Here is a 5,239-nt window from a genome sequence, read left to right as displayed (position 1 = left end):
TTCAATATGATATATATTCCCATTTACATTTATTGATTTCATACAGCATCACTCCCTTTTCAAGAATATTCATAAGAAATTAAATAGTCTCTGTCAATCATACCAAAAATAAGGGATTTACTTTTAGAATTTATAAAAAATATATAGGATTAAATTAAAATCTTTATATTATTTTTCATATTACTTCATTATCTCTGTACAATTGTGTAATGTGTCACAGAAGTAGACATATTGCAATGAGTTGCAGTGAAGGGGAATATCCTTTGAGAATATAAAATAAGAAGATCAATCTAGAAAGACTATCTAGTTCGATCTTCTTTTATTGAATTTATAATTAATGCATTTTTACCCTTAAAATAATATAATCGACGGGTGGATTATTATTTACATCCTCAAAACTGGGTCTAATTTTAAAGTCAAATTCATTTGTTATATTTTTTAATGAATAAAGGTTTGTTCCATCTACACTTGTACGGGGGAGCAATGTATCCGAAAACGTAAAACGCATGAAGAATATGTTGCGGAACTATTAGAAAAATGCGGGTACGATATGCCGCAGAGGTTTTAGAAGTTCATGGCGATAATATCGAAGTTATAGGAACATACAAAGGCGCTAGAAATACCACAGAACACAAATGTAACTCATGTAAAAATATATGGGAGGCAGCACCAACAAATATTTTAAAAGGAAAGGGAGAGAAACATTATGTCAAAGTTATTACGTGAATTATCTAAACCGGATAGTGAGGCCCTGCGTTCCGAAGCACTAGAACAGTTGAAAGTTACTTCAGGTAAAATTGTTGCTTGTGATCCTCTTATTTTTAATGAAAATCACTTCGAACAAACAATTCAGCCAGGTACATATCCAATTGTTGCTTGGTGGCATAAGGAAGATGGAGTCATTGCTGGTGCTGAATTGAAATTGTCGAAGTCAAAAGCGGTAGGATGGAAGATGGCAACAAAACCAGGACAAAATGTAAGTGAACTGGAAGACGGATATATTTTTGGTTACCCAGTTGATACAGGCTTAGGGTGCTTTGCAGATGTTGAAGCAATTGGTAAGTTAGAAGAAATAGAAGACAGGTTACAACAAGAACTAGGAGAAGAATTTACTAGTTTGTATGATGATCTTATAGATGACATACTAACAGAACATGATGAAGATTGGGGAAATTGCGTGGTGTGTGAGGAAACAGGAAGTAATATCATTATATTCCATTCAGGTTATGGAGATGGATTTTACCCTTCCTATTGGGGAATCGATGAAGCAGGAAAAATCGTTTCACTTGTTACTGATTTTCGAGTGCTACATGAGGAAAATTGAGGACAACATCAATAATGATATAAGAATCAATATTTTTTCTTTTACAGCGTCAAATATTCCTCGTCTAATATTTGTAAATAACCCGTGGGATAATCTCCTTATGTACTACTGGTTCTGATAAATAGGGTTATATTCTTAAGTGAATATAACCCTTCATTAATTCTAGTTGTTTATTAACAGGTTTTTATTTAAATAATTTATTAACTCTATACATAATGGTTGATTTTAGGGTTACTAGTGCACTGTTTTATCGCGATACAAATGAACTTCAAATACCCTTTGCTCCAAAATTACTTTTTCTATGATTTCCTGGCGATTATATTCTACCTGCACCGTTTCACAGTTTCCCCAATGAGTAGGAGCGAATTTTTCGTTTGACTCAAATACATCTAGAAAACGATTTAATATCTCTTCTTCTTTAAATGCTACTGTAGGATACATTGCGATTGTAAAATTATTCGGTTTCATTTTAATCCCCACTTTATTAGGAACGAGGTTATGTAACTATTTTCATTTATCACTGCCAGATAAATTTGAATCCTTTCCCACTATTAATCATGTAGCTTATTTAAAAACTCCGTAAAATTATTAGCAATATAGAATACATTTTCTCTCGCTACTTCCTCTACTTCTTCAGCCGTAATCCCTTCACTTTCCATCAATGCTTCCTTTTCCCATGCCCCCTCATGTTCCCAAAAGACGACAATTGGATCTTCTTCATGATTTTTATAATCAAAGCAAATTAAATTTCCTGATGGATCAAATGCGAATGGCACCAATTCACTCGGTAATGTGTCATTATAGTCATAGAATACCTCAATAATATTTTCATCATCATCCATATCATAAGTTAGTAATGTACCAAAAACTTTTCTCTTCCCCTCAACTTCAAATACTTCTGGGCTAACATGTGCTCCGTTATTCTTCATTACACATTCTATATAATCTAAAGGAAAATGAATGCCCAACTCCTTTTCCACATTCTTTACATTTTCTCGCAATAAAGGCTTATCTGGTGATCTCCATTCTAATTTACTCATCTCCTACCACCCCACTGAATCTCCTCAAGTCTTTTTTCTCATTTATATTTGTTTGTTCGCACCATAAACATACTTCTATATTTCGATACCTCTTCACATTTCCTATATATCTTTCTACAACTATCTCTCAATCGAATGATAATTCGTTATTTTATTAATCTTCAATATTTTTAATATAGTGCTTCTTACTTGTTTAAACCGCTACTGAATTTTTTCGCATATAATATATCGAATTCAGTTGGTTCTATTTTTTGTTCTACAATATTCCCTTGTTCATCATACTTTTTAAAAGTCATTTCACGTCCCGCAATACATTCAGACTCATGCTTCTTCATTCCGTTTTGAAAAAATTCAACATGGTAGCCTTCAACCGTGCTTCTATTCATATTGCTGATTCTTTTTATATTTCCATCCATATACAACTCCACATACTCTCCTTGTTTAACACCATTTTCTACATAGAAATAACATTCTATATTTCCATTCTCATAAACATCATAAGCTAAGCCAGTAAACAATTTTTCTTTACCATCATCCGCACACTCTACTATTCCTACCCCATAAGGTCCCCCATATTCTAAACACTCTTCAAACTCAAGGCCATTCTGTATTATGTACTCCTTCGTTAACACATCAATTAACATTTTCAATCCTCCTTTACAATATTAGCTAATGGATAAGCTGTTATGTAAAAGTAAGTTTTTATCGTAATATACTTCTATTTTTATTATGTAATTTCTATATACAATGAGAGATATTTTCTAATATTCGTTTATAACGTATGCTATCCATCATAGGCCTTTAAATGTTCAAAATTCATTTACTTCTCACCATATTTCATATTTGCTTTTTCATACTTCCTTCAAACTTGGCTCCTTCTATCTTTGCTCCCTTCCAAACTGTACCGTCAAGTTTAGCACCAGTGAAATTCGCATCCGTAAAATCCCCATTTAAAAGGATCGCTCCTGTTAAATTTACATTTCCCAAATATGCTTTTTCAAAATTTCCTACTCTAGCCTTTCCCCTTAATTCACTCTCACCTTCAACGAACTCATATATTTCTATACAATTTGTATTATCTATTCATTCATATAACTTATCACTAGACATACTTTTCTGTTCAATTCAAACCTCACATTTACATAGTGCATCTCTTTCAGTAAATTAAAGTAATAGAAACTATCTTTAGTTTTTCCTCTTCTCTTATTTTTTCCCACAACTGTTTGCTAAGTGAACATGTTCATTAAAAATGTTGTTGTTAATTTGTTTTTCATATTTTTTTAATTCTTCATTGATTTTACTGCCAGTTTTACTTTCAAAACTTTTCTCTAATTCTGCTGCTATATCTCTTAGACTTGTTTGTAATTCATGAAATGCCCCTATGTTTTTTTGAAGAGCATATGTATCTTCTTTTATAATGTCTATTGATTTAAACCCTACTTCTGTTTTTAACATCATACGCTGCATTTCTCTTTCAATCTGTTTTTTAGCAGCTTGTAACTCCTCAACTACCTGATCCGCTAAATCTCCTGTAACACTTTCGATTTGCTTTTCTATCTTTTTAATTTCCCCCATAAAATCCATTATATAATTCTCTCCTTATCTAAACTGAAAGTTCCCCGCTAATTGATTATCTTTATCCCTAAGTGAATTTGCTGCATCACTAATTTCGTCCCCAAATCTACTTAAACTTTTTTGTTCTTTTCTTAAAAGATGAATTAATTCTTCTGCCATGTGTACATCGTGAAAATAGTCATTTCCACCTTCTTTCGTTTTAGCAATTCGTGAGATGGCTTCATCTATTTCGTATGCTTCTAATAGATGATATTTCCCACCTGGCCCTGTTTCATATTTTAATTGACTTTTCAACTTTTGAACCGCTTCAGCTTCTCTTCTTTGAAACTCTTCTATATTTTTTGCTATATCTGATAATCGATTGCTGAGTGTTTGAATTTTTTTTGCTTGTTTTATAATATCTTCAGGTTCTAATTTTAATATGGGGCTTCCATTTGAATGAAAGGATCCCATAAATGTATCTCTGCCGTGTCCGTCCATAGTTAAACGTGTAAAAAGTCCTTGTTTTGTATCGTTCTGTCTCACTGTGTATTGCTTACCAATTAGAGATGCACCGAATTGAGTGTGGTTACCAATCGGGTCATTTTCATGTGTATAATCAGTTGCTTTATTTTCCATTTTTCCTTCATTTACTCGTTTTTTTGCTTCAGGACTTAGTACACCATAGGGATTCGGTGCAGCCCATGTAGTTGCATAACAATCTAATTCTGCAGCGATAAGGTCCGCTTCTGCACCACCTTTACTATGTCCAGTAGTATGAAGAGAAGAAGGGTTATATTTTGCTACGATGTCATTTTTTGCCCATTTTAATCCAGTATCAAATGATGTTTCAGAATCAGGTTTTATAGTTTGACTGTTACTTGGAGTAATTACTTTAGAATGTGTTTTAATTCCAAACGTAATCTGATCGATATCTGTTTCGAAATCTGCTAATTGCGTAGGCTCTGTTCCACGAAATGCTAGGATTATATCATCATAATGTGTTGCATTTTCATCATATTTGTCTGCTGGTACTACTGCGATAGCTTCTAATCCATTTTTTACTTTTTGACAATCTGCATCAATTGATTCTATAACTACCCATTTCTTACCATCGACCCCTTTTATTTCCGCTCCTTTGTGTAAAGAATCATCGTCATAAACGTTACTTGATAACTCGAAATAATCTTCATCTGTCGCAATTGGATTTTTTTTGAATTCACTCATATGTTTCAACTCGTTTCATGGTATATTTTAACTATATTCAAATACAAGGGGATTTTAAATGAAAAAGAAATTGTTAATTATTTTATCCATTATT

Annotated in this window: 5 protein-coding genes and 2 pseudogenes; 1 reads left to right on the top strand and 6 read right to left on the bottom strand. The window is 32.6% G+C overall.

Going from position 1 to position 5,239, the window contains the following annotated elements:
• Positions 1-706: 706 nt before the first annotated feature.
• Positions 707-1,324, top strand: a complete 618-nt coding sequence (locus DN394_RS28585) for a DUF4241 domain-containing protein (RefSeq protein WP_000040614.1) — start codon at positions 707-709, stop codon at positions 1,322-1,324.
• Between the two features lie 237 nt (positions 1,325-1,561).
• On the opposite strand, the pseudogene DN394_RS28580 reads toward DN394_RS28585, so the two are convergent.
• The 6 genes and pseudogenes from DN394_RS28580 to DN394_RS28555 form a co-directional block, all read right to left on the bottom strand.
• Positions 1,562-1,792: pseudogene (locus tag DN394_RS28580) on the bottom strand (hypothetical protein); the annotation flags it as partial.
• Positions 1,793-1,875: 83 nt separating this feature from the next.
• A complete protein-coding gene (locus tag DN394_RS28575) occupies positions 1,876-2,364 on the bottom strand; it encodes an SMI1/KNR4 family protein (protein ID WP_000039950.1) in 489 nt (162 codons plus the stop codon).
• A gap of 185 nt (positions 2,365-2,549) precedes the next feature.
• Positions 2,550-3,008, bottom strand: coding sequence for a toxin-antitoxin system YwqK family antitoxin (locus DN394_RS28570; protein ID WP_000904322.1), 459 nt, complete (start codon positions 3,006-3,008; stop codon positions 2,550-2,552).
• Between the two features lie 193 nt (positions 3,009-3,201).
• Positions 3,202-3,372, bottom strand: a pseudogene (locus DN394_RS29680) (pentapeptide repeat-containing protein); the annotation flags it as partial.
• A gap of 195 nt (positions 3,373-3,567) precedes the next feature.
• Entirely contained in the window at positions 3,568-3,951 is a 384-nt protein-coding gene (locus DN394_RS28560) for a hypothetical protein (RefSeq protein ID WP_000968638.1), read from the bottom strand.
• Positions 3,952-3,963: 12 nt separating this feature from the next.
• Entirely contained in the window at positions 3,964-5,145 is a 1,182-nt protein-coding gene (locus DN394_RS28555; protein WP_001288642.1) for an alpha/beta hydrolase family protein, read from the bottom strand.
• Positions 5,146-5,239 lie beyond the last annotated feature (94 nt).

This window comes from Bacillus sp. BB081 (genome assembly GCF_008368895.1).
Lineage (GTDB): Bacteria > Bacillota > Bacilli > Bacillales > Bacillaceae_G > Bacillus_A > Bacillus_A wiedmannii.
Note: the sequence above shows the minus strand (reverse complement) of the source record. Positions and strands in the feature narration are given on the sequence as shown.